Annotated in this window: 21 protein-coding genes; 17 read left to right on the plus strand and 4 right to left on the minus strand. The window is 40.1% G+C overall.

Translation table 11 applies throughout. The features are described from left to right. Nucleotides 1–81: 81 nt before the first annotated feature. A complete protein-coding gene (locus tag KMW37_RS15830; protein ID WP_215225617.1) occupies nt 82–1,695 on the minus strand; it encodes a glycoside hydrolase family 10 protein in 1,614 nt (537 codons plus the stop codon). Nucleotides 1,696–1,743: 48 nt separating this feature from the next. After that, entirely contained in the window at nt 1,744–2,319 is a 576-nt protein-coding gene (gene gldD, locus KMW37_RS15835; RefSeq protein ID WP_215225618.1) for a gliding motility lipoprotein GldD, read from the minus strand. Between the two features lie 120 nt (nt 2,320–2,439). Here gldD and KMW37_RS15840 point away from each other — a divergent pair, with 120 nt between their 5' ends. Next, a complete protein-coding gene (locus KMW37_RS15840) occupies nt 2,440–2,967 on the plus strand; it encodes a DinB family protein (protein ID WP_215225619.1) in 528 nt (175 codons plus the stop codon). 91 nt (nt 2,968–3,058) lie between these two features. Here KMW37_RS15840 and KMW37_RS15845 read toward each other — a convergent pair whose 3' ends face one another. Then, nucleotides 3,059–4,081, minus strand: coding sequence for an NTPase (locus KMW37_RS15845; protein WP_215225620.1), 1,023 nt, complete (start codon nt 4,079–4,081; stop codon nt 3,059–3,061). Nucleotides 4,082–4,160: 79 nt separating this feature from the next. On the opposite strand from KMW37_RS15845, the gene KMW37_RS15850 reads away from it, so the two are divergent. The 10 genes from KMW37_RS15850 (at nt 4,161) to KMW37_RS15895 (ending at nt 15,069) form a co-directional block, all read left to right on the plus strand. Continuing rightward, nucleotides 4,161–5,054 carry a M28 family peptidase gene (locus KMW37_RS15850; protein WP_215225621.1) on the plus strand — a complete coding sequence of 298 codons (894 nt, stop codon included), beginning with the start codon at nt 4,161–4,163 and terminating at the stop codon, nt 5,052–5,054. Nucleotides 5,055–5,371: 317 nt separating this feature from the next. Continuing rightward, nucleotides 5,372–6,481, plus strand: coding sequence for an acyltransferase family protein (locus tag KMW37_RS15855; RefSeq protein WP_215225622.1), 1,110 nt, complete (start codon nt 5,372–5,374; stop codon nt 6,479–6,481). A 171-nt stretch (nt 6,482–6,652) separates the two neighbouring features. Further along, nucleotides 6,653–7,027, plus strand: a complete 375-nt coding sequence (locus tag KMW37_RS15860) for a hypothetical protein (RefSeq protein WP_246581529.1) — start codon at nt 6,653–6,655, stop codon at nt 7,025–7,027. A 93-nt stretch (nt 7,028–7,120) separates the two neighbouring features. Then, complete coding sequence (secDF, locus tag KMW37_RS15865) at nt 7,121–10,081, plus strand: protein translocase subunit SecDF (RefSeq protein ID WP_215225624.1); 2,961 nt, start codon at nt 7,121–7,123, stop codon at nt 10,079–10,081. 618 nt (nt 10,082–10,699) lie between these two features. Beyond that, nucleotides 10,700–11,368 carry a hypothetical protein gene (locus KMW37_RS15870; RefSeq protein ID WP_215225625.1) on the plus strand — a complete coding sequence of 223 codons (669 nt, stop codon included), beginning with the start codon at nt 10,700–10,702 and terminating at the stop codon, nt 11,366–11,368. Nucleotides 11,369–11,439: 71 nt separating this feature from the next. Then, entirely contained in the window at nt 11,440–11,826 is a 387-nt protein-coding gene (locus KMW37_RS15875; RefSeq protein WP_215225626.1) for a hypothetical protein, read from the plus strand. 308 nt (nt 11,827–12,134) lie between these two features. After that, nucleotides 12,135–12,548, plus strand: coding sequence for a hypothetical protein (locus KMW37_RS15880; RefSeq protein WP_215225627.1), 414 nt, complete (start codon nt 12,135–12,137; stop codon nt 12,546–12,548). Nucleotides 12,549–12,559: 11 nt separating this feature from the next. Continuing rightward, complete coding sequence (locus tag KMW37_RS15885) at nt 12,560–13,315, plus strand: sensor histidine kinase (RefSeq protein WP_215225628.1); 756 nt, start codon at nt 12,560–12,562, stop codon at nt 13,313–13,315. Nucleotides 13,316–13,410: 95 nt separating this feature from the next. Further along, nucleotides 13,411–14,037 carry a response regulator transcription factor gene (locus KMW37_RS15890; RefSeq protein ID WP_215225629.1) on the plus strand — a complete coding sequence of 209 codons (627 nt, stop codon included), beginning with the start codon at nt 13,411–13,413 and terminating at the stop codon, nt 14,035–14,037. Next, on the plus strand, nt 14,038–15,069 hold the full coding sequence (locus KMW37_RS15895; RefSeq protein WP_215225630.1) for an oxidoreductase: 1,032 nt from the start codon (nt 14,038–14,040) through the stop codon (nt 15,067–15,069). It begins immediately after the preceding gene. 172 nt (nt 15,070–15,241) lie between these two features. On the opposite strand, the gene KMW37_RS15900 is transcribed toward KMW37_RS15895, so the two are convergent. Further along, the gene (locus KMW37_RS15900) at nt 15,242–15,664 is read right to left on the minus strand and encodes a VOC family protein (RefSeq protein ID WP_215225631.1); all 423 of its coding nucleotides are present in this window, start codon (nt 15,662–15,664) and stop codon (nt 15,242–15,244) included. 67 nt (nt 15,665–15,731) lie between these two features. Here KMW37_RS15900 and KMW37_RS15905 point away from each other — a divergent pair, with 67 nt between their 5' ends. From KMW37_RS15905 to KMW37_RS15930, 6 genes are all read left to right on the plus strand, one after another. Further along, on the plus strand, nt 15,732–16,616 hold the full coding sequence (locus tag KMW37_RS15905) for a patatin-like phospholipase family protein (protein ID WP_215225632.1): 885 nt from the start codon (nt 15,732–15,734) through the stop codon (nt 16,614–16,616). Further along, the gene (locus KMW37_RS15910; RefSeq protein ID WP_215225633.1) at nt 16,613–17,233 is read left to right on the plus strand and encodes a class I SAM-dependent methyltransferase; all 621 of its coding nucleotides are present in this window, start codon (nt 16,613–16,615) and stop codon (nt 17,231–17,233) included. Before KMW37_RS15905 ends, KMW37_RS15910 begins: the two co-directional genes overlap by 4 nt. An 84-nt stretch (nt 17,234–17,317) precedes the next feature. Continuing rightward, entirely contained in the window at nt 17,318–17,929 is a 612-nt protein-coding gene (locus KMW37_RS15915; protein ID WP_215225634.1) for a trimeric intracellular cation channel family protein, read from the plus strand. Nucleotides 17,930–18,034: 105 nt separating this feature from the next. Then, nucleotides 18,035–18,466, plus strand: a complete 432-nt coding sequence (locus KMW37_RS15920; protein WP_215225635.1) for a VOC family protein — start codon at nt 18,035–18,037, stop codon at nt 18,464–18,466. A 93-nt stretch (nt 18,467–18,559) separates the two neighbouring features. Next, nucleotides 18,560–19,519: a hypothetical protein gene (locus tag KMW37_RS15925; RefSeq protein WP_215225636.1), complete on the plus strand. Its 960-nt coding sequence runs from the start codon at nt 18,560–18,562 to the stop codon at nt 19,517–19,519. A gap of 40 nt (nt 19,520–19,559) precedes the next feature. Next, entirely contained in the window at nt 19,560–20,981 is a 1,422-nt protein-coding gene (locus tag KMW37_RS15930) for a sulfatase family protein (RefSeq protein WP_215225637.1), read from the plus strand. The last annotated feature ends 130 nt before the right edge of the window (nt 20,982–21,111 follow it).

The following is a 21,111-nucleotide window of genomic DNA, read 5'->3' on the forward strand; positions in this document are numbered from 1 at the left end:
GATCAAAATCTTCATTTCCTCTAATATTTTCTGATGCCTCTTCAATTGTACCTGAACTTTATTGTTTCGTTCTCTAGGTGATTAAGGCTTCCAAATTTTAACTTGTGAGAACTCTCCAAAGTTGCCCAAGAAACCAATGGCCAAATAGGGGTAATTCTGTACCATATAGCTGTCGAACATAAAGGTCTTTCCATCGATGGATGTGCCAGTGTATTGGCTTTCTACCAATTCCCATTTTCCACTGGTGTTAAAACCAAATAAGGCCACTGACTTGGCCAAATAAGCATTGTCTATTTCTACCTGCAGGCCTCTATCAGATATATGGAAAGTGGATATGTCAGGGTTAAGACTTTCAAAGACATTGTTTCTTGCCTTATTGGGGGTTAATACGGGCCGTTCGTACATCGTTTGGGAAAGCAGGCTGGCCACATCTCTATTGCTTCCCATTAGGGATCGGGCACGGAAATATAGATTGCCTTCAACAGCTGATTTCGATCTTCCTACTGCTACTTGGTTGGGGATTTCATAACTGTTTTTCCAGGCATCATCTTTATCGTTTCTGATTTTATAGCTGCCATTTCCAATATAAATTCTGGTACTGCCAGCATTTTTGGACCACCAATCCACGAGTTCCCTGTGTGAGGCTTGTGGATGGTCCAGACTCCAATATATCTGTGGAGCCAAATAGTCAACCCATCCATTTTTTACCCAAGATAATGGATCTGCATAAAGGTCATCGTAATTGGTTTGGCCCGCTTGGGTCATGGAACCTTTTGGATCAACAGCTGCATTTCTCCACACGCCAAAAGGGCTTACGCCAAACTGTACCCAGGGTTTTTCATTTTTCACCAAGTCACTTAGGCTGTGGATAAGTCCGTCTACATTGGCTCTCCTCCAATCTCCCAGATTAAGGCCGTTCCCATACTTTTTGTAGGTATTCTGGTCTTTAAATTCTTGTCCTGGGATTTTATATGGATAGAAATAATCATCCAAATGGATTCCATCTATATCATAATTACTTAAAACCTCGTGGACAATGTTCACCATATGTTCTTTTACAGCAGGTATTCCAGGATTATAATAATATTTACTGCCGTATTTTATCATCCAGTCAGTATGACGGAAATAATCATGCATGGGACTTAGTTCCTCAACTTTCAGATTGAAAGTTGCCCTGTATGGGTTCAGCCAAGCATGAAATTCCATGCCTCTTTCATGGGCTACTTGAATCATCCATTTCAAAGGGTCCAATTTGGTTTTTGGGGATTGTCCTTCTTTTCCACTTAAATACCTTGACCAAGGAGCCAATTTACTGGGATAAAAAGCATCTCCTGCAGCTCTTACTTGGACAAATACTGCATTGAAATTATGCTGACGATAGAAATCCAAAATCTGAATAAAATCCCTTTGCTGTTTTTCAAAACTATCCGTTCCAGAGCTAGGCCAGTCAATATTTGCCACAGTAGCTATCCAAACACCGCGCATTTCACGACTGGGAGCAGTGAAGGAAGGTAGGCTTTCAACTGTTTCTTCCTCGGGTTGCGGGGCAATCTCAGGAGTAGTTGCGGGCTTTGTGGCTTTTTCTGTTGGGCTTGGAGCAGGCGCTGATGATTGGCTGGTTTTATTGAAAACCGAACAGGCACTCATTATCAGTGCAATTGCCAAAATGCTTAATCGTTGTAAACTAAAGTTCATTAAATGTCAAATGGTTTTGGAAAAACTATTGGTGTCAAAAACTAGGCCTTAGTTTTTGAATTTGAGGGAATTGATCAGGTGGATCATATCCTCTTTTATATATTCAATTACAGGGGCAAGGGAATCGTTTTTTACAGCTGTATTAAAATACAACGCTCCCCTTAAGAAATTTTGGGTGGAATCTGTTACGAAAAATTGAAAGGGAGTAGGTACTTCGCCGCTCAGCTCTGCAACGACTCCAGTATATCCATGTGGTGTTTTGATTACCCCCTCTTCTATACTATAGGCTTTGACCTGGTGCTTTGCAGTGAGGTTAAAGGAATCATCAAGATAGCTTTTTAGCGTCTCTTTATTTCCATCTATTGGTTTATAGGTAAGGTGGATTTTTGCCCCAAGACTGGAATAGTGCAGGTTAATCCAATTTTCTTCCTTTAAATTAAAGGAATCAGCCTCTGTTTGGGCAAATACTGATTTCTGGAATTGGTAAGGGTATGAGTCTGTAAGGGCTTCAAAGGACTTCTCGGGAAGGTCAATCCTGTTATAACCTTTTGGTTTTGGTAGGTAATGCTGATCACAGCCAAACAAGACAAACCCAACAATCCAGCAAATATTTTTGAATTTCATAGTTCCAAAGATAAAAAATAGATCAGAATCTCTCATTTAATGCATAATATATTGCTGGAGATGTTACTATTTATGGTGAAACTTCACGAAATTAGATACTTAACCTAAACTTTAAGCGATATGAAAAAGATTTTCAAGTCATTGATTTTGGGGCTATTTCTAAGTGTATCTTCCCTATATACCTTAAATGCCCAGACAAACCAAGAGGAGTTCTTGGCAAAATGGCAAAATATGAAAGCCTATACGGTGGAAATACTTGAAGCCATGCCTGAGGATAAATTGGATTTTAAGCCTGTAGATGAAGTTTCCAGTTTTAGAGAGCTCATTATGCATATTGCAGGTGGCAATGTAATGATGGCCAATAATTTTCTTAAGGAGGGAAATCCAGGTGTTGATTTTGAGAATAAAAGCATGAGTAAGGCTGAACTGGCTGATGCTGTAAAAACTTCATTTGATTTTGTTGCTGAGACCTATTCATCTTTATCAGAAAGTGAACTGGGGGAAGAAGTGGAGGTTTTTGGAGGCAATAAAATTACCCGTCGCCAAGTGGAAGGCTTGATTGATTCACATGGTATTCACCATAGGGGTAATTTGATTGTTTATCTACGGTTAAACGGAATCACTCCACCACCATTTAGAGCTTGGTAATTTGGTTGGTTTCAGAAAAGAAAAGCCTCTCCTGTATTCCTACTTTGGTTATAAGAGAGGCTTTTTCATGTTTTTTCTTAAACATTATGATTTACTCCTCAGTCTTGAGATTTTGAAGAAAACTAATCAAAGCCTCTTTTCCATTGGGCTCTGCATCCCAGGTAGGTCCAATATATAACTCATTTCTAACAAGGAACTTGATATAATATTTCACCACAATTCTATCTTTATCAGACAGTGCTGAAGAGCTCAAACCCATGCTTTCCATAAGGTCAGCTTCACGCCCTTCCACCCTCATTAAGACGAACTGTATCTTGTCCGAAATAAGTTCTTTATCAGATCGGATAGAGGTTAAAAAAACTGTTTCATACGGATAGAATTGGTCTAAAATGCTTTCTAGACTGGCTTTCTCAGCTCTTTGAGCCGCTAGGATTTGATCAGAGGACTTGCCTAAAAGATCATAACGGAACTGTGTCAGCAAGGCAGCTTCACCTGATGCACCTGAAAGGGGGATTCCCAATTTAAAAACATCAAGGTTTAAGGGATTCTTGGCAATAAACCGAGAGGAAACCGGGAGGTTGTTCTCTTGTGATGGGCTTGGCTCCGCCCCACCTACCAATGGAGGTAAAAAACTGGGTACGTCCAAAGCCATCAGGTTCTTTGACCTAAGGCCTTTCCCTGCTGCAATAAGGTTTTCCTGAAGGACTTCCATATTGTCCGCCTGAATGGACCAGTGGTTTCCTGCGTTTATAATATTGCTGTTTCCAGAAAACTCCATGATATTGACAAAAAAGTCACCGTTTCCTTTACGGGTAACCGTGACAATATTCCTTACCATACGCTGCAAGAAGCTTTTTCCATAAGCAGCTTGAATTTCCTCAGAAAGTATGACTTCTTCCAATTCGTAATAGCCGATGGGATCCCCGCCGGCTTCTACCAATGCTGGATGGATTTCTTCCGCAATATTTTTCCAGTCCATCGGGGGCCTCGCACTGGGTGCAGAGGAAATCAAAATGACTGCCTTTCCATCTAAAAAGTGTTCGGGCAAGGTACTTTGGCCAAAACTTTGAAAGGAAGAAAATAGGATTAAAAATAATGCAGAAATATATTTCATAGATATTTGAACGTTCCAAAAGACTAAATTAGTATTTTCACTTTAATACTGGTAGCCAACAATCGATAATCACATGAAAATGTCAAAAATACTCATTTTAATACTTTTCATACTCAGCCCCACTTTTTTAGAGGCGCAAGATCTGGATAGAAATCAACTTATTGCTGACCTAAAATACCTGTCCTCTGATGAGCTAGCAGGAAGGGCTCCTTTGAGTGTGGGAAGTAAAAAAACACAAGAGTTTATCAAAAAAAGATTTTCATCCTTAGGACTGTCCAGTCAGTTTAGTGATTATACCCAGTATTTTAGTTTTGGAGTGGAAAACAAAGTGGAAAATGCAGCCAATATAGTAGCTTTTATTCCTGGAGAAGAGTCCGAAAAGATAATCGTCATTACTGCCCATTATGATCATTTGGGGGTGAAGGATGGTGAAATTTATAATGGGACCGATGATAATGCCTCTGGAACTGCAGGGTTATTGGCTCTGGCAGAATATTTTGCCGAGAACCCTCCTAAGCATTCCATGGTATTTGCCGCATTAGATGCTGAGGAAAGGGGATTGCAGGGAGCTAAGGCACTGGTCAAGGATTTTCCTTTTCCTCTGGACCAGGTGATGCTCAATATTAATATGGATATGATCAGTAGGAATGAGCAAAATGAAATTTATGCTGCGGGTACCAAGCATTATCCCAATTTAAAGTCCATTTTGGAAAACGCCGCCAAGGGTGAGCAGGTAAGTCTAATGTTTGGCCATGATCTGCCAAATACGGGGCATGATGACTGGACCAGTGCTTCGGACCATGCTGCTTTTCATGAAAAAGGGATTCCTTTCGTGTATTTTGGCGTGGAGGACCATGCGGATTATCACAAGCCAACCGACACTTTTGAAAAAGTCAATCAGGATTTCTACTTTAATACCGTTACTTTGATCAAACGCTGTGTAGCAGAGCTGGATGCCAATTTGTCTTTATAAAGCGGGTTTATCGGGAAAATGTAAGAACGTCATCCTGACGCCAAGAAGGATCTCTTTTTGTAATGTGATGCTGCGAAGAGACTCTCTACCTTTGGCAGACAGGTTCGCTATGCTCAGTATGACAGGGAGATTGCTGTCAAAATTGAATTTGTTTGAACTGCAAATTCTAGTCCTTTATAAAAATTGCAAACACCGCTCACTGTTTTCAGTGATTTTGCCTGGTTTATTCGGGTAATCGCCGAAGAATTGACTTGCTGAAATGAATTGGGACTGAAAATTCGATATCTTTCAAACCAAATTTTAGCAAAGGATATTTTATGGGGAGCAAAAGAGTATTAGCGTTAGATGTGCTTAGGGGGATTACCATTTTTGCAATGATCCTGGTCAATAATCCAGGTTCATGGTCAGCAGTCTATCCGCCACTATTACACGCCAAATGGCATGGCTGTACCCCGACTGATTTAATATTTCCATTTTTCCTTTTTATAGTTGGAGTGGCCATGGAGTTGTCTCTGGGTGCTCAGCTGAAAAAGGGAATTGAGAAAAAAGCTATAATTAAAAAGGCCCTATTCAGGTCATTAAAATTAATAGGGCTAGGTTTATTGCTAACAGCAATTCCATATTTTGATTTGAGTACGCTACGGTTTCCTGGGGTTTTACAGCGCATTGGACTGGTATATTTCTTTGCCAGCTTGATGTATCTTTATCTGTCCAGAAAGCAGTTACTGATCAGCGCTACAGTGATTTTGATGCTTTACTGGATCTGTATGAGTTTTATTCCTGTGCCTGGAATTGGTGCGGCGAATTTAGAGCCTGGAACTAGCTTGGCTGCTTGGATCGATCAGCAAATTCTAACTGGGCACATGTGGTCCCAAACCAAGACATGGGATCCTGAAGGGCTATTTTCCACTCTGCCCGCTATAGTAACCTGCCTTTTGGGAATAGTGGCTGGAAAAGTACTTAAGCAATCAAAAGAAGATCAGAAGAGGATGAAAAGCTGGCTACAATGGGGCTTGGGATGTCTGGCGATAGGCTATTTATGGTCCTTTGTTTTCCCCATCAACAAATCCTTATGGACAAGCAGCTTTGTGCTTTATACTGCTGGTTGGGCCTTTTTGGCCTTGGCTGCATGTTATTGGCTGTTGGATATTAAAGGCTGGCAAAGCTGGTCCAAACCATTTGTGATTTATGGAATGAATGCCATTACGGTATTTTTCCTCTCTGGGATTATTGCCAAGCTTTTTGCTTATGCCAAGGTGTCGTACCATGGGGAAATGGTGAGTTTGAAACTCTTTTTACAGGAATTGTTGTTCAACGGCTGGCTTTCTCCCAAAAACGCCTCCCTGGGAGGAGCCTTACTGATGATGGTGATTTTGTTTGTTCCTGCTTATTGGATGTGGAAAAAGAATATAATCATCAAAGTTTAACAGGATAAGGGCTGTTGATTTAATGGTCCCTAAAATCAGTGTGTTGATTGTTAGTTTGTTACATGATGTTTCATATGAAGCCTTATAATTCTGACTTAAAACAGGAGTTTTGGAAAAGGTATTTTTCCAAAAAACTGATTTTATTTCAAAAATTACCTACATTTGCTTTCTATGGAGAATAAAAGAAATCAACGTACACTAGTGCAAAAAAGGATCAGCGTCCTTTTGGTGGCACTATGCTGCTTTCTGATTTCCAATTCCCATTTGTTTATTCCTACGCATGATCAACAGTCTTGCGAAGTGAAAATGCAACAGCAGTCCGATTCAGATCAGGACAATCAGAAACACCAGACCTTTTTGGATGTTGCTTCTGATGCAGTAGTGGTTCCTTTTGCCTCCATGGTAGCACAAAGTACCATGCATTTGATTTATGAAATTGTAGGTTTCGAAGAACAAGAATTCGTGCCTCAGGCCTATATGGCCAAATATCCAAGTCATTTTTTAGAAGTTCTCCTAGAACGGATAATTTCTCCCAACGCACCTTAAGGCATTGCCCATTTTTTCCTTCCTAGCAGCGAATGGTACATTTGCGCGCATCAATTAGAATTCAATAACAAATTATATTTATTTAAGTAAATCATGCAAAACAAAGGGATCATTGTGTTTTTGACAGTGATTGTTACAGCATTATGTTTGTACTATCTGTCATTTACCTACGTATCAAGTAACGTCCAAAAGGACGCCATTGCCTATGCTACAGATGCTGATGGCAATTTGGATTTCGCAAAGAAACAATCTTACCTAGACTCTGTTTGGAGAGAGCCAGTTTATAAGTTCCTAGGTGCTAATTATACTTTCAAAGAAGTAAAGGAAACTGAATTGGGACTTGGCCTTGACCTTCAGGGTGGTATGCACGTTACACTTGCTGTATCTCCGGTTGAGATTGTAAAAGGATTAGCTGGAAACAGCAAAAATGAGGCATTTAATGCTGCTATTGAGGAAGCCAATGAGGCCGCAAAAACCTCTGATGAGAAATTTGTAGATCTATTCTACAGTGCTTGGCAAGAAAAGTCAGGTGGACAGTCTCTGAACAGCATTTATGCTACTGCTGCTAACAGAGGAAGAATTTCATTGGAAACTTCTGACAGCGAAATTTTGGAAATTATCGACGGTGAAATTGAAAACGCCATCGAACGTTCTTTTAATATCTTGAGAACGCGTATTGACCGTTTCGGTACTTCTCAGCCTAATATTCAGAGAATCCAGGGAACTGGCCGTATCCAGATCGAATTGCCAGGTGTGGATAACCAAGAAAGGGTAAGAAGTTTATTGCAAGGCGTAGCCAAGCTTCAGTTCTGGAAAGTGGCAGAGATCAATGAATATGGTGATGTATTGCAAAGAATCAATGGAGTATTGGTAGCAGAAGCCCAGGCCAACAAGAAGCCAGCAGCCGCTGCATCTGAAGATACTGTAGAGGGTGATTCTACCCTAACTGACCTTGAGCGTCAATTGGCAGAAGGTGGTGATGAAACTGATTCACTTTCTTCTCAGGTTTCACCATTATTCTCTCTATTGAAAGCTAACTATGGTTTGGTCTATGAGGTGAAAGACACCATGGCCATTAACAAAATCTTTAAAAGAGAAGATATCCAGTCTATCATCCCTAGAACATTGACCTTTATGTGGTCCGTAAAGCCTAGAGAGGCTGATGGTCTTGACTTATTGGAACTTCATGCTATCGAAACTCCTAGAGGTACTGAGCAGGCTCCTTTGGAAGGTGATGTGATCACCGATGCCAGCCAGACTTTGGATGAGTCTTCTAATCCTGCTGTGAGCATGAGTATGAATGCTGAAGGAGCTAGAAAATGGAGAAAAATGACTGCCGAAAATGTCGGTAGAAGAATTGCGGTTGTTCTTGACAATTATGTATATACTGCGCCAAACATCATTGGTGAGATTCCTAATGGACAGTCTAGCATCACTGGTAACTTTACCATTGAAGAAGCCAAGGATTTGGCGAATATTTTGAAGTCAGGTACTTTACCTGCACCTACCAAAATCGTAGAAGAGGCCATCATCGGTCCAACATTGGGTAAAGAAGCACAGGCTCAAGGTATCAATTCCATCATTGCCGGTTTGGCCATTGTGGTATTGTTCATGATTGCTTACTATGCTAAGGGTGGTTTTATCGCTACTGCCGCTTTGGTATTCAACATCTTCTTTATCTTGGGTATCCTAGCTCAGCTTGGAGCGGCATTGACCCTTCCTGGTATTGCAGGTATTGTATTGACGATCGGTATGTCCATTGATGCCAACGTATTGATTTTTGAAAGGATCAAGGAAGAACTGGCAGCAGGGTCTGGCTTATTGCAAGCTATCAGCAGTGGTTATAATAAGGCTTTTAGTGCGATTCTCGATTCAAACGTAACTACCTTCTTGACAGGTGCTATCCTTTATGCATTGGGTCAAGGTCCAGTGAAAGGCTTTGCCATCGTATTGATGATCGGTATTGCTTCTTCATTCTTCTCAGCTGTATTTATCACTAGAGTGATCGTTTACTGGTTGAGCAAGAAAGGTGATCAAAGCAAGATTTCTTTTGCTACCCCATTCTCTAAGAACTTGTTCAGCAATCTTAATTTGGACTTCATGGGTAAGAGAAAGGTGGCCTATATTATTTCTTCTGCCATCATCGTGATCGGTTTGGCCTTCGCTGTTATCAATGGTCTTAAGTTTGGTGTGGACTTCACCGGAGGTCGTTCTTATATCGTTGAGTTCAACCAGCCAATTGTTCCTTCAGAACTTAAAGTAGGCTTGGACAAGCAATTTGAAGGATCTGTAGAAGCGAAGACTTATGGTGCCAATAATGTCATCAAAGTAACTACTTCTTACCTCATCAATGATGATTCTGATGAGGCGAACAGTGAAGTGGAAAGCAAGGTAATCGAAGGAATTGCCAGTATTACTGGCCTTCAATATATCGATGATGCCGGTCAATTGGATGATAGTTCATTTGCTATTGCTGGTTCGTCTAAGGTGGGTGCTACAGTGGCCGATGATATCAAGAACTCTTCTATGGAAGCGATGTTCTTTGCTTTGGTTGCTATCTTCCTTTATATCTTATTGAGATTCCGTAAGTGGCAATATTCATTGGCTTCTATCATCGCCTTGGTACATGATACCTTGTTCGTAGTAGCTGCCTTTGCTATCGCAAGTGCTTTCGGTGCTTCATTTGAAATCGACCAGGTTTTCATTGCAGCGGTATTGACCGTGATAGGTTATTCCATCAATGATACCGTGATTGTATTTGACCGTATCAGGGAGAATATCGCCAATAGAGGTACTTCCAAATTGGTGAAAATGTTCAATGAAGCGATCAACCAAACCATGTCCAGAACCTTGATTACTTCTGCTACTACCTTGATCGTGGTGATCGTACTATTGATCTTTGGTGGTGAAGTATTGAGAGGATTCTCCTTTGCCTTGTTTATCGGGGTATTGATTGGTACTTACTCGTCTATTTATATCGCTTCTCCAATTGTGGTGGATTTGATGAAAAAGGAAATTGAGCAAGAAAAAGAAGAAGCTAAGAAATTGGCTTAATCTGTTTTCATAATGAATATTTAAAAGCGTTCTGTTTTGGCAGAACGCTTTTTTTTTGAAACTATTTTTAGAAGACTTTGCTGTCCCGTCAGCTGTGCTGCGGGACTAAGTAAGCCAGCGCTTTCAGCTCTAATGATAAAAAAATGAGGCTGTCTCATTTGTCGTTTTTTTGTGTTATGCTGACGTTAGGAAGAATTTCAAGCGACTTATTTTCAGTAGTAAATAAGTCTAGAGATTTCTCCTAAGGTAAATGACAAGATTTAAGACAGCCTCGCTTTAGCCGTGTCTGGGCTCAGTCCTCAGTACAAAGGAGTAGTATTTTTCTACCTTTATAATTCGCAATTGGGATGGTAGTCTCTTTGTAGCATCGCATTTCCGGAGGAGATCCTTCCTTTCGTCAGGATGACAGGGATTAGTAATTCGTATAAAATTCTATTTTGACAGCAATCTCTTTCGTCACGATGACATGCATTTTATAGATTGATAAGTACCAGTAAACCTTGGTAAATGCCTGCTATAGGGTGGTAATCAATTGACAGTGTGAAAAATACCGTGATCACGGTATTTCCCAATAAGGCGAAAGAACCTAAATTGCCGTATCGGAAAAATGCAATAATTATGAGTCAAATCGCTTATTTGGGAGTAATTCTAAGTAGTTTAATAGGAAGCTTTATTTACTACTTCTATCAAAAACCAGCCTACCGAACTGCGCATAAGATTTTGCTGTTTACACTGGCATTTGTGTTTTTCTTGGAAGCAGCAGGCTATTTTACGAGTAGTAAAGGAATCAACAATGTTTTACTTTATAATATCTGTGGTACTTATTTACAGTCTTTTCTGCTTGTTTCTTATTTACAATTATTGGAAGTTAATAGAAAGTTCAAGCAAAGGACAAATTTGGTATTTGGAGGCCTATATATTTGGGGGATTATTAATTCCGTTTACTTGCAGCCTATTGACAAAGTATTCCAGTATTATAGTTTAGTGCCATTTGGTTTGTTTATTCTGTTTTTGGCAGGGAGATTTTTGTATCAAGTTATTAAGCTAAGGACATATTCAGATTCGAACTTGGTTGCTGTACCGCATTTTTGGATAGTTACTGTCCTTATTTTCTTTTATATAGAGGTGATTTTATTGTTTGGTGTAAACCATTTCTTTCCTGGGATCGATTATGTGGTTTTAAAACCCTGGCTAGGGCTTAATAGGGTATTTGCTGGCTTAATGTATTTAACATTTAGTATTTCGTTTTACACTCCTTTTCTATTTGTTGACCGTAAATTCAACTAATTTTGTAATTTTAATTGTTACTTAACAACCACAGCACAATAAATAAGACTACACTTAAACAATTTTAAACCATGGATGGTAAAAAGAAAGAAAAAATCACCAAAAAACAGTTTGACGAAATTACCAGCAAGTACAAAAAAGAAATCAAAAAGGGACTTACCGGTATAGGTAAGGACGGGAAGGAAATTACGGATCAAACCGATTGGATTTGGTTCAGTAGAGAAGAAATCCAGAAAGTCCTTGATGAAGGTAAAGGAGGTATCAGGTTTTATTTTAGCCAATACGATGAATCGTTTGGTGAAGAATTGGGAGAGGAATATGTTGGTAGACTAACCTTGGCTATGCTCCCTGGAGATGAAAAATTAGTTGCTGAAGCTACTTCCGAGGAGGAAAAAAGTACAGATGCCGAGAGAGATTATGCTTATAATTATGGAGGTATATGCCCTCCAGGTTGTTAATACCTTTATTTTTGTGAGAAATCCAATATGAAATGACTTTTGATCTGTATTTCTACACAATAATTTTGGGATTAATAGCTAGCCTGTCAGTTTTTGTCTTTAAGACTGACAGGCAATATCGTAAAGCCCATCTTCTGATTTTTTCAATTTTTGTAATTGTTGTATTCCAGGAATACATTGCGTTAACAATTAAAAACCTCAATGAAACTCATGATAACAATAATTCCATTGTATATAATTTAGTAGGCATTTATTTATTGATTCCACTCTATTTAAGGTTTTTTAGGATGGTTTTTTTATCCGAAAGGATGAAAAGAAGAATTGATATATCGATTTTACTTTTATTTATTTTGGGGATTATTGACTCATTATTTTTTCAGCCTGTCACAGAAATTTTTCAGCATTATATGCTTTTATATGGTAGTTTGGTGATCATTTTATTTAGCATTTCATTTTACTATAAGGTCTTTACCAGAAACGATTATATAAATTCAAATCTGTTGTCCATTCCCTATTTCTGGATTATTACCATGTTGTTTTTTTATTATTCCAGTACATTTTTAATCTGGGCCAGTTTTTCATATTTATTGAAAGCTGATTATCGGGCTTTTGTAATCTCCTTGTTTGACCTGAACAGGTTATTAGCAGGAGTCAGTTATCTGGTAATGGGCTTAGCATTTTACGCTCCAAAAGTATTCAGGGGTAAGTATTTTATCACTTAAGAATTTCCTGTATGACTTCAGATCCAGCACAATTTATTTTCTTGATTACAGCCGGTGTGTTGATCACATTGGTTATGTGTAGTTTTATTGTAGTGTTGGTTCTCTTTCATAGACAACAACAGTTTCGCAATAAGCAAAAGATGGATCAGCTAAAGGCGGAATATGAGAAGACCATTTTGGGCGTGGAAAAGGAGATCCAGGAACAAACCCTGTCCTTTATTGGGCAGGAATTACATGATAACCTTGGGCAGTTGCTTTCCCTCACCAAGCTGACCCTCAATCAGCCAGATCCTGAAAACTTCTCTGAAGGAAAGCGGCTGATCAACCAGGCCATAAAAGAGGTGCGGTCCCTGTCCAAAAGGTTGAACCTTGACTGGGTGAAGGAGGTGCAAATCCAGGATTTTGTTGCCGGCGAGTTGGAGAAAATAGAAAAGTCCGGATTTTGTAAAACCCAGCTGGTAAGTCAGGTCAATGGATTAATCCTGGAGCAGGATGCCAAACTGGTCCTAATCCGTGTGGTACAGGAATGTTTGAATAATATCATTAAGCATGCCGAGCCCCAAACCATTTCCATCAACCTTTTGAAATTGGGCGATGAATTTTCCCTGCAAATAGTAGATGATGGCAAGGGATTCAATACCGAGGATAAGTCCAAGGGTATGGGCTTGCACAACCTTAAATCAAGGATAGAAACGATCGGTGGGGAATTGGATATCCATTCAGAGATAGGGGAAGGAACTGCAATTAAGTTAAGGGTTCCTGCATAATCACTCATGTAAATTATTTGGATTTGGTAAAGTAATCCATTAAAACTGCTTATTTTAGCATTGTCTATAGGCTTTTTTACCAAAATCCATAAATAATGATCCGTCTAGTACTTGCCGATGACCATAAAATGTTTGCTAAGGGCATTGCCAATCTATTGGAAAAAGAAGAAGATATGGAAATCCTGTCCATTTTTTCCAATGGTAAGGATTTGGTAGAGTTTGTAAAAAATAATAAGGTTGATGTGGTGTTGACGGATATGAACATGCCGGGCATGGATGGATTGGGGGCCATAGAACAAATCAACAAGCAAAAAATCAAGATCAAAATGATCGTACTTTCCATGTACGATGATGAGGATATTTTTAAAAAATGCCAAAAGCAGGGAGTGAATGCTTATGTGCTTAAGGATGCCGATCCAGATGAGTTGATTTATACCATTAGGGAGGTTTTTGAGGGACATCATGTGATGCATTTCGAACGGGTGCTTAAGCAGGTGGATGAAGACCAATACTTTGATGCTTATAAGCAGAAGTTTAAATTGTCCCGCAGGGAACTGCAGATTCTTAAGCTGATCAAGGATGGCAATAGTAACCATGGCATTGCCGAGGAGTTATTTTTAAGTGTGTATACGGTGGAAACCCATAGGAAAAATATTCATAATAAATTGGGCGTAAACAATAGCGTAGAGCTAATGCGGAAGGCCATAGAAATGAATTTATAAATGACTAGAACCATAAAAACCGGGCTGGTAGGTTTTGGGAAGGTTGCAGAAACCATGCATGCCCCATTGATTCAACAAGAGCCCCTGCTAGACCTGATTGCAGTAGTAGAGCGGCACCAAGAAAAGTCCAAGGAAGATTATCCCCATGTGACGGTGTACAAGAGCTTGGCAGCCATGCTGGAACATTCGGAGGTGGAACTGGTGGTCATCTGTACGCCTAATGAATGGCATTTCCCCCAGGCAAAGGCTGCTTTGGAAGCAGGCAAGCATGTGGTTGTGGATAAGCCCATCACTGTGAGTTCCTCAGAGGCTGAGGAATTGATAGAAATGGCCAATGAAAGGGGGCTTGTTCTCACAGCCTATCAGAACAGGCGTTTGGATGGGGATTTCCAAACCGTCCAAAAACTCCTCAATGAAAAGGTGCTGGGAAATATTGTTCATTTCGAATCCCATTTTGATCGGTTTAGACCTGAACCCAATCATAATTGGAGGGAAAAGGAAGTTCCTGGAAGCGGGATATTATACGATTTGGGAGCTCACCTGATTGATCAGGCGCTTATACTTTTTGGGCAGCCTAAATGGGTATATGCAGAGATCCTCAAACAGCGTAAGGAGGTTGATGCCGATGATTTTTTTGACATCACCATGATGTATGAGCATACCAAGGTGAGGTTAACAGCTAGTATACTCATGAATGCCAAATTGCCCAAGTTCCTCGTATTAGGAGATAAAGGGTCTTATAGCAAGTTTGGTTTGGATGTGCAGGAAGCAGCCTTGAAAGCAGGAATTATACCTGGTGGGGATGGTTGGGGAGAAGAACCAGAATCAGGCTGGGGTGAGGTATTTCTAGCCCATGAAAGCTATCCCTATCCAACCTTGAAAGGAGATTATCCAGCTTACTATAAAAATATTGCCCAGGTATTGAATGGCAAGGAGACCTTATTGGTTCAGCCACAGGAAGCAGTACAAACCTTAAAGATTATAGAAGCCGCCCAGCAAAGCCATACCGAGGGCAGAAGAATTTATTTATAGAGGATTGAACTGATTTTTCAATTCAAGTAATATTAAGTGCTCTTGATGTTTGTAAGAGCACTTTTTTTGTGTTTTGGGCTTCAGCTCCACTCAGCCTGACAAAAGACCTAATTATCTATTTACCTAGGCGATGTTCAGTCTTACTAGAACTGAGCATCCTAGTCAGTTTCACCTATTTGGCAAAAATCTGCCTAGGATCTTTGAAGGATTTGAACTCCAATGCATTTCCACTAGGGTCCAAAAAGAACATGGTAGCCTGTTCACCAACTTTTCCTTGAAAGCGGATGCCAGGTTCAATGATAAATTCAATACCTTCCCTTTTTAGTTTTTCAGCTAGTTCATGCCATTGGTCCCAGGAAAGTACTGCTCCAAAATGTCTCACAGGAACCTGATTGCCATCTACCTCATTAGTTTGGGCAGACATAAGTTCTTCAGGTTTTACATGGGCAGATAGTTGGTGACCGAAGAAATTGAAATCAATCCATTTGTCCGTGCTTCTGCCTATCTCGCAGCCCAAGATATCCTGATAAAAGGCCCGGGTAGTCCCAATATCTTTTATGGGAAAAGCCAAGTGAAAAGGATTGTAGTCTTGCATATTTTCTAACTTTGGGTGAGTATTTGATAAGCTGTCATGAAAGTAACAGATTCTTTTAAAAATTACCATGCAAAATAAAACTGTTTCATTGGTGCTTTCCAGTGGTGGAGCGCGAGGATTGGCCCATATTGGAGTAATAGAGGCGTTGGAAGAGCAGGGCTATACGATAAAGTCCATAGCTGGTTGTTCCATGGGGGCATTGATTGGGGGGATTTATGCCAAGGGAAAGTTGCCTGTGTATAAGGATTGGATCTGCAATTTGGATCGTATAGATGTATTTTCCCTGATGGACTTTACACTTTCGACCAGGGGATTTATCAAGGGCAATAAAGTTTTTCAAGAGGTAGAAGCACTGGTAGGAGATGATTTAATAGAAAATTTACCCATACCATTTTCCTGTAATGCTGTGGACATCCACAGTGGTGAAGAAATGCTTTTTAAAGAAGGAAAACTATTTGAGGCCATCAGGGCGTCGGCTGCCATACCGACAGTAATTAAACCATTTCCAATAGGGGCAAATGAATATGTGGACGGGGCCGTTTTAAATCCTATTCCAATGAACCTTGCAATAGGCCATGGAAATGAGCTGCTTATGGTATCCAATGTAAATGCCCCTGTATCTCCAATCAATTGGGAAAGCCCAAGAAGCAAGGAGAGCTCCCTGATTATTGTACCCGCTTGGGTAAATGAATACAGGAATAAAATGACCAAGTATTTTCCGCAGGAAAAGAAAGAAAAGCCAAAAAATACCAGCTTTTTAGACCTGATGAATTTGTCCTTTGAATTGATGCAGGACAAGCTTTCTGATTATATCTTACATACTTACCCTGCAGACCTTGTGGTGCAGATGTCCAGAAAACAATGTGGTACTTTTGAGTTTTATCGGGCAAAGGAATTGATCGCATCAGGTAAGCAATTGGCCCTGAAATCCCTAGAACAATTAGAAGCATGAATATACCCGAATTAAACCAATTACTGGGCAATATCGATATTTACCTCTTGGATCAAATTTTAAAGGGCCGTTTTACCCCTGAAATGAGAATTCTTGATGCAGGATGTGGTGAAGGAAGAAATTTGGTCTATTTGATTAGGTCTGGTTTTCAGGTCTTTGGCGTGGATCAGAATCCCACTGCAGTGCAAATGGCCAGGACCTATGCCAGGACATTGCAGCCTAAGTATGATTTGTTGAGGTTTCAGGTGGCAGGGGTGGAGGATATGCCTTTCCATATGGGTGCCTTCCAAGCCGTGATCAGCTCTGCGGTATTGCATTTTGCTCAAAGTACAGTCCATTTTTACCAGCTTTTTAGTGAAATGGTCAGGGTATTGGAGCCTGGTGGTATTTTGTTTTTGAGAATGACGACTGGATTTGGAGGAATGCAGTCAGCTTCCAAGGAAATAAATGACGGGGTTTATCAACTTCCAGATGGATCAAAACGATTTTTGCTGACCGCAGATTTGTTGGAAAATGTCATGGACAAGCACCACCTGGTTCATTTGGAATCTCCCAAGTCTGTTTTGGTGCATGAACAGCGGGCCATGGGAGTTTTTGTAATGCGAAAGTTAAAATAAATCTTGGATGATTCTTATTTGTGCAATGCAGAACACGCGGGTTATTTCTATCTTTAAGCAAAATTCTTTTTAACGCAATACTGTATGAACCTTCAATATATCATGGAGTTGGTGGGAACCTACTTCTTTGCCATTTCAGGTGCTTTAGCTGTTCAAGACAGTGAGCATGATGTTTTTGGGGCTGGGTTTATGGGCTTTATCACGGCTATTGGAGGAGGAAGTCTTAGGGATATGCTGTTGGGAGCATATCCATTGGCGTGGATCGATGATATTAATTATCTATACAGCATAATAGTTGGGGTTTTGACCGCTATATTTTTTTTTAAGATCATGTCCAAACTACGCAAGACCTTGATGCTCTTCGATGCCTTGGGAATTGGCTTGTTTACGGTTTTGGGTACTGAGAAAGTCTTGAGTTTGGGGCACGGCTGGGAAATTGCGGCCATTTTGGGTATGGTTTCTGCCATTATGGGAGGTGTGATCAGGGATACCTTGTGTAATTTAACTCCAGTGCTGCTTAGGAGAGAAATTTATGCCACAGCCTGTCTTTCAGGTTCATTATTGTATTTATTGTTGAGAGAACTTTCGGTGCCAAGGGATACTAATTTGATTATCTGTATGTCATTGGTCATTACTATTAGGATCGTTGCGGTCCGTTATAAACTCAGCCTACCTCGGTTAGGCTGGGTAAGATAGTTGGATATGCTAATTGATTAATTGTCAGGTGTTAAATCTGGTAAATTAAAGACACATATAGTAAATTGGATTAATAGAATTTTTGATAACAAAACCCAAATTATCATGGCAACTTTAAACCCCTATTTGAACTTCCTTGGAAATTGTGAGGAAGCATTTAACTTTTACAAATCTGTTTTTGGTGGAGAATTTACTTATCTGGGTAGGTTTTCCGAAATGCCTCCTCAAGACGGTGTAACCTTGTCAGAGGAAGAAAGCAATAAAATCATGCATGTTTCCTTGCCTATAGGCTCGCATACCATTTTGATGGGCAGCGATGTAGGTGGAGATTGGGCTCCCCAGACTGTGATAGGTAATAATATATCCGTTTCGATTACAGCGGATACCAAGGATGAGGCAGATAAACTGTTTGGAGGATTGTCCAATGGAGGTCAGGTAACCATGCCCATGGCGGATACTTTCTGGGGCGATTATTTTGGAATGTTAACTGATAAGTTCGGAATCAACTGGATGGTGAGTTTTAATCAAAATGCCTAATAAAAAGATTAATTTAAAATGAGGCTGTCTCATAATTTTCAGGTCATTGATGATTTGATATTATTATGAGACAGTCTTCTAATTTTGGTAGTTATGAATAGGTTCAGTGCAATTCCTTTATTTTTATTTTCCATACTCTTATTTTCCTGTCAAGAAAATTCAAAGAATGAGGAAGTAGTAGAAAAAGAGAATCCTTCTGGGGGAGTAGAGATTGTAGATTCCCCAAGCCCTGCTATGAAGGGAAATTATGTAGATGATGGCTATTCTAAGCGTGGAGATGGTCATGATTGGGTTGCTGTTCAAATTACCCCATTGGACAAATTCTACATGAGGGTGAGCATTCGGTCCAGGTCTGATAAGAAAAAGCCCAGCTGCACCTATGACACCAATGCTTTGATTGTAGATGAAAATACCTTGAAAACGTATGAGAATGGTAAAACAGTGCTTTTTAGAATTCAGGATGATTCCTTGGTGATCAGTACAGAAAACAAAGAAGATGAAGGGGCGCTGTATTTTTTCTGCTCTGGTGGAGCTAGCATCGCTGGTACTTATTCCAAACTGGATGATGAACTGGATAAATCCCAAATGGATTCCAGGGACTATGTGAAGTCATTAAGTTTATTTGATGATATATTTATTCTTGAAGCAAGGGCTGGAAAATTGAGCATTGAGGTGCCGGGCGTGGAGATAGATAAGGGCCCGTATACCCATGATTTGGTTGGAGAGGTGATAAATGCTGAAGTTGGGGATTTAAATGTTGACGGAAGTCCAGAGATTTTTATTTACACTAAAGACGCTGAGGGCTATGGTCACCTAATAGCTTATTCTGTGAATAATGGTAAATCCATGAGTATGGTAGCTGTTCCTGAGTTAAAGGATAATGCTGATGCCTTTGCTGGCTACGAGGGGAATGATGCCTTTGCAGTGGTCGAGAATAGCTTGGTTAGGAGATTTCCGATCGAGGGCGGAAAAAAGACTAGACAGATACAGTACAAACTGAAGGATGGGGAGGCTTCCAGACAATTGGTAGTGGACAAAGTAATTGTATATTGAAATCAAATTTGTTAATAAGCAGGAAGGAAAAGACAAGTATATGAACCATTACAAAAGTGGATTGATTTTAATTTTTTTACTATTTCAGCAACTATATGCTTATGCGCAAAATCCAAATATTATCATGATCATGACAGATGATCAAGGTTATATGGATGCAGGCTTTAACGGTAATAAAGGGATAAAAACCCCCAATATGGACAGACTTGCAGGTATGGGGATGGTTTTTGATCGTTTCTATAGTGCTGGTCCTGTGTGTTCACCGACCCGTGCGAGTTATATTACTGGAAGGAACCCCTTGCGACTGGGTATTGGAAATGCTAATGAGGGACATATGAAAAAGGAGGAGATCACCCTTCCTGAATTGCTCAAAGAAAAAGGCTATGCTACTGGACATTTTGGAAAATGGCATCTAGGAACACTGACCAAGGAAACTAAGGATGGGAATAGGGGAGGGAGGCCTGATCAAGAAGTGAATTACAGCTTGCCGACTTGGCATGGCTATGATACCTATTTCTGTTCCGAATCCAAGGTGGCAACTTTTGATCCACTTAAGGTTCCTGAGGAATTTGAAGCTGGGGAAAGCTTACGCTATGGCTGGAAGGCCATTGAGGAAGGTAGGTCCTCCAAGGCCTATGGTACCTTTTATTGGGTGGGAGAGGAAGAAATGGCCAATGATAATTTGGAGGGAGACGATGCTAGGGTAATCATGGACAGGGTTCTGCCCTTTATAGATCAATCCCTTGAAAAGGACACTCCATTCTTCACGAGCATTTGGTTTCATACTCCCCATTTACCAGTAGTCTCGGATATTCAGCATCGTGAACTTTATGCCAATTTAAGTTTTGAGGAACAATTGTATTATGGAACCATCACCGCATTAGATGAACAGATCGGTAGGCTTTGGGATTATTTGGAGGAGAATGGGTTAGCGAAAAATACCCTGATTTTGTTTTGCAGTGATAATGGGCCTGAGGTGAATACTCCAGGTAGTGCTGGACTTTTTAGGGGAAAGAAAAGAAGTTTATATGAAGGAGGAGTACGTGTACCTGCATTTGCAGTTTGGGAAGGCCATATTGAGGGAGGAACTAGAACAGATTTTCCAGCTGTGACCAGTGATTATTTACCTACTATTTTGGATATATTGGATATTGACTATCCAGATAAAAGGCCAATAGATGGTGAAAGCTTTTATCCCTTATTATTGGGGAAAGACCAAAGTAGGAAAAATCCTATTGGGTTTATTTATTTGAATCAACACCGGGTTTCTTGGGTAAGTAAACAATACAAATTGGTAAGAGATGCACCAGACAGCCCCATGGAGCTTTATGATATGCTAAATGACCCAAGCGAGAAGGAAAACATTATCCAGCAATTGCCCTTTGTGGCTTCAAAGATGGAAACTGAACTTCAAGAATGGTTAAGGTCAGTAGAGAATAGCAAAAAGGGTGGTGATTATTAAAAATGGATTTCGAAGCCAAAATTGATGAGAATCAGCTAACTTATAGCTACAAAATTAAAGAGGGTGTGTCCTACGAAAGACTAGGGTTGCATATTCTTCTAAAAGAAAATATCATCGATGTCCTTAATCC

The sequence above is a fragment of the Echinicola shivajiensis genome, assembly GCF_018642165.1.
GTDB lineage: Bacteria > Bacteroidota > Bacteroidia > Cytophagales > Cyclobacteriaceae > Echinicola > Echinicola shivajiensis.

What these genes read in the sequence shown, in the direction of transcription:
- KMW37_RS15830 (WP_215225617.1), bottom strand. Translation starts at nt 1,695, where the DNA reads ATGAACTTTAGTTTACAACGATTAAGCATTTTGGCAATTGCACTGATA.
- gldD (WP_215225618.1), bottom strand. Translation starts at nt 2,319, where the DNA reads ATGAAATTCAAAAATATTTGCTGGATTGTTGGGTTTGTCTTGTTTGGC.
- KMW37_RS15840 (WP_215225619.1), top strand. Translation starts at nt 2,440, where the DNA reads ATGAAAAAGATTTTCAAGTCATTGATTTTGGGGCTATTTCTAAGTGTA.
- KMW37_RS15845 (WP_215225620.1), bottom strand. Translation starts at nt 4,081, where the DNA reads ATGAAATATATTTCTGCATTATTTTTAATCCTATTTTCTTCCTTTCAA.
- KMW37_RS15850 (WP_215225621.1), top strand. Translation starts at nt 4,161, where the DNA reads ATGTCAAAAATACTCATTTTAATACTTTTCATACTCAGCCCCACTTTT.
- KMW37_RS15855 (WP_215225622.1), top strand. Translation starts at nt 5,372, where the DNA reads ATGGGGAGCAAAAGAGTATTAGCGTTAGATGTGCTTAGGGGGATTACC.
- KMW37_RS15860 (WP_246581529.1), top strand. Translation starts at nt 6,653, where the DNA reads ATGGAGAATAAAAGAAATCAACGTACACTAGTGCAAAAAAGGATCAGC.
- secDF (WP_215225624.1), top strand. Translation starts at nt 7,121, where the DNA reads ATGCAAAACAAAGGGATCATTGTGTTTTTGACAGTGATTGTTACAGCA.
- KMW37_RS15870 (WP_215225625.1), top strand. Translation starts at nt 10,700, where the DNA reads ATGAGTCAAATCGCTTATTTGGGAGTAATTCTAAGTAGTTTAATAGGA.
- KMW37_RS15875 (WP_215225626.1), top strand. Translation starts at nt 11,440, where the DNA reads ATGGATGGTAAAAAGAAAGAAAAAATCACCAAAAAACAGTTTGACGAA.
- KMW37_RS15880 (WP_215225627.1), top strand. Translation starts at nt 12,135, where the DNA reads ATGAAAAGAAGAATTGATATATCGATTTTACTTTTATTTATTTTGGGG.
- KMW37_RS15885 (WP_215225628.1), top strand. Translation starts at nt 12,560, where the DNA reads ATGACTTCAGATCCAGCACAATTTATTTTCTTGATTACAGCCGGTGTG.
- KMW37_RS15890 (WP_215225629.1), top strand. Translation starts at nt 13,411, where the DNA reads ATGATCCGTCTAGTACTTGCCGATGACCATAAAATGTTTGCTAAGGGC.
- KMW37_RS15895 (WP_215225630.1), top strand. Translation starts at nt 14,038, where the DNA reads ATGACTAGAACCATAAAAACCGGGCTGGTAGGTTTTGGGAAGGTTGCA.
- KMW37_RS15900 (WP_215225631.1), bottom strand. Translation starts at nt 15,664, where the DNA reads ATGCAAGACTACAATCCTTTTCACTTGGCTTTTCCCATAAAAGATATT.
- KMW37_RS15905 (WP_215225632.1), top strand. Translation starts at nt 15,732, where the DNA reads ATGCAAAATAAAACTGTTTCATTGGTGCTTTCCAGTGGTGGAGCGCGA.
- KMW37_RS15910 (WP_215225633.1), top strand. Translation starts at nt 16,613, where the DNA reads ATGAATATACCCGAATTAAACCAATTACTGGGCAATATCGATATTTAC.
- KMW37_RS15915 (WP_215225634.1), top strand. Translation starts at nt 17,318, where the DNA reads ATGAACCTTCAATATATCATGGAGTTGGTGGGAACCTACTTCTTTGCC.
- KMW37_RS15920 (WP_215225635.1), top strand. Translation starts at nt 18,035, where the DNA reads ATGGCAACTTTAAACCCCTATTTGAACTTCCTTGGAAATTGTGAGGAA.
- KMW37_RS15925 (WP_215225636.1), top strand. Translation starts at nt 18,560, where the DNA reads ATGAATAGGTTCAGTGCAATTCCTTTATTTTTATTTTCCATACTCTTA.
- KMW37_RS15930 (WP_215225637.1), top strand. Translation starts at nt 19,560, where the DNA reads ATGAACCATTACAAAAGTGGATTGATTTTAATTTTTTTACTATTTCAG.